The 1,667-nt window shown below is 77.5% G+C and carries 2 protein-coding genes; both read left to right on the top strand.

Annotated features, from left to right (window positions below; translation table 11 throughout):
* The first annotated feature begins 90 nt into the window (after positions 1–90).
* Complete coding sequence (locus tag ABZW03_RS40625) at positions 91–714, top strand: hypothetical protein (protein ID WP_355269873.1); 624 nt, start codon at positions 91–93, stop codon at positions 712–714.
* 251 nt (positions 715–965) lie between these two features.
* Positions 966–1,649 (top strand): hypothetical protein, encoded by a 684-nt coding sequence (locus tag ABZW03_RS40620; RefSeq protein WP_355269871.1) that lies wholly within the window; start codon positions 966–968, stop codon positions 1,647–1,649.
* The last annotated feature ends 18 nt before the right edge of the window (positions 1,650–1,667 follow it).

The raw sequence follows: 1,667 nt of genomic DNA, 5'->3' as shown, positions 1-1,667 counted from the left end.
CTCGGCGCTCTACCACCACGTGGCCGGCCGGGCCGAGATCGTCGCCCTGATGCGCGCCGAGCTGGTGCGCACGATCGGCGAGCAGTCGGTGTGGGGACGCTCTCCGCGCCGGAGGCGTACCGCGACGCGCTGGTGTCCTGGGCGGAGGTGCTCCGGGACCTGGCGAAGGCGGCCGAGGGCCGGCTGACCGTGGACGTCGGCGGCGGCTTCCCGCCCCGGAACGCCCCCGGCCCCGGCTGGGAGGCGTACGCGGCCGCCGTCGCGGCCGGGTGCCGCGAGGCGGGGCTGCGCCCGGAGGAGCTGCACCTGCTGATCGAGCCGGGGCGCTCCCTGGTGGAGGAACACGGCGCGCTGGTCTGCCGGGTGGCGGTCCGCAAGCCCCGCGACGGGCGCCAGCTGCTGGTCCTGGACGGGGGGACGAACCTGGCCCGGACGGTGAAGAGCCGGGCGCACCCGATCGAGTTCCCGGCCGCGCCGGGCGACCTCGGCGGACGGTACCGGCTGCTCGGCGCCAACTGCTACGAGGGCGACGTGTTCGCGGACGAGGTCCCCGGGCCGGCCGGCGCGGCGCCGGGGGACCTGGTGGTGATCGGCGGCGCCGGCGGCTACGACCAGCCGTTCGCCCACCTGTGGGTGCGCCCCCGGCCGCCCGTCCACGCGCTGGACGGCGGGCGCTGGACGGTCGTGCGGGAGCGGGGCGAGACCGTCCGGTAGCGCGGGGCGACGCCGTCCGGTAGCGCGGTGAGACCGTCCGGGAGCGCGGCGACGCCGCGTGGGGCGCGCGTTCGAGCGCCCGTGCGGCCCACCCGCCCCTCCTCGGCCCCGAGCGCGTCCGCGCACGACCGAGCGCCCCCGAGCGCCCGTCACCGGAGCCGCGCACGCCCTTGAGGGCGAGTAGTCGGATGACTACTGTCGGTCCGCCGACCAGCCCTGGCTCTCGACCAGTTGAGGACGTGATCGTTCGCATGGCTGACGACATCGGGACCACCGACGGCGCGGACTGGCCGGGCCTGGACGAGGCGTTCACCCGCCGGGTCGCGGCGATCGGCCGGACGGCCGAGGGCCGGGCGCTGGCCGCCACGCAGACCGTAGGGGACCCGGCCGTCCACAAAGCCCGGCCACTCGGACTCCCGCTGCGACTGCGCCCGGGCCTGCGCGAGGAGTTGGCGGCCTTCGTCGCCGCCTACCACCGCATGATCGAAACCATCGTGGCGGCCTGGGCGTACGACCCCCGGCTGCGCCGGGTGCTCACCCTCCCGGAGCCGCTGCGCGCCCAGGCGGACGCCGCCCGGGACACCCGGGTGCACCTGCTGCGGCTCGACCTCCTCCCCCAACCCGACGGCAGGCTGGGCGTGTTGGAGACCAACGCGAACGGCCCGGGCGGGCTCGCCGTGGTCGGCCGGGCCCGGGCCGCCTGGCGGCCGCTGCTCACCCGGCACGGCATCGACCTGCCCCGCCCGCTGCCCGCCGACGAACCCGCCTGGACCGGCCGCTGGCTGCTCGACCTCGCCGAGCGGCACACCGACCGGCGGCCGGACACCGTGACGCTGCTGTACCCGCACCGCGCCGACCGCAACGCCGTCCAGTCCTACGAGGACGGCCTGCGCGCGCTCGGCCGGTCCTCGGCGTCCCCGGGCCCGGTCGGATAGTCGTAGTCGGCCTGGCCG

Source organism: Kitasatospora sp. NPDC004799 (genome assembly GCF_040609095.1).
In the GTDB taxonomy this organism is placed as follows: domain Bacteria; phylum Actinomycetota; class Actinomycetes; order Streptomycetales; family Streptomycetaceae; genus Kitasatospora.
The sequence above is the reverse complement of the archived record's forward strand: the minus strand, read 5'-3'. Positions and strand labels throughout refer to the sequence as shown.

What these genes read in the sequence shown, in the direction of transcription:
- ABZW03_RS40620 (WP_355269871.1), top strand. Translation starts at nt 966, where the DNA reads ATGGCTGACGACATCGGGACCACCGACGGCGCGGACTGGCCGGGCCTG.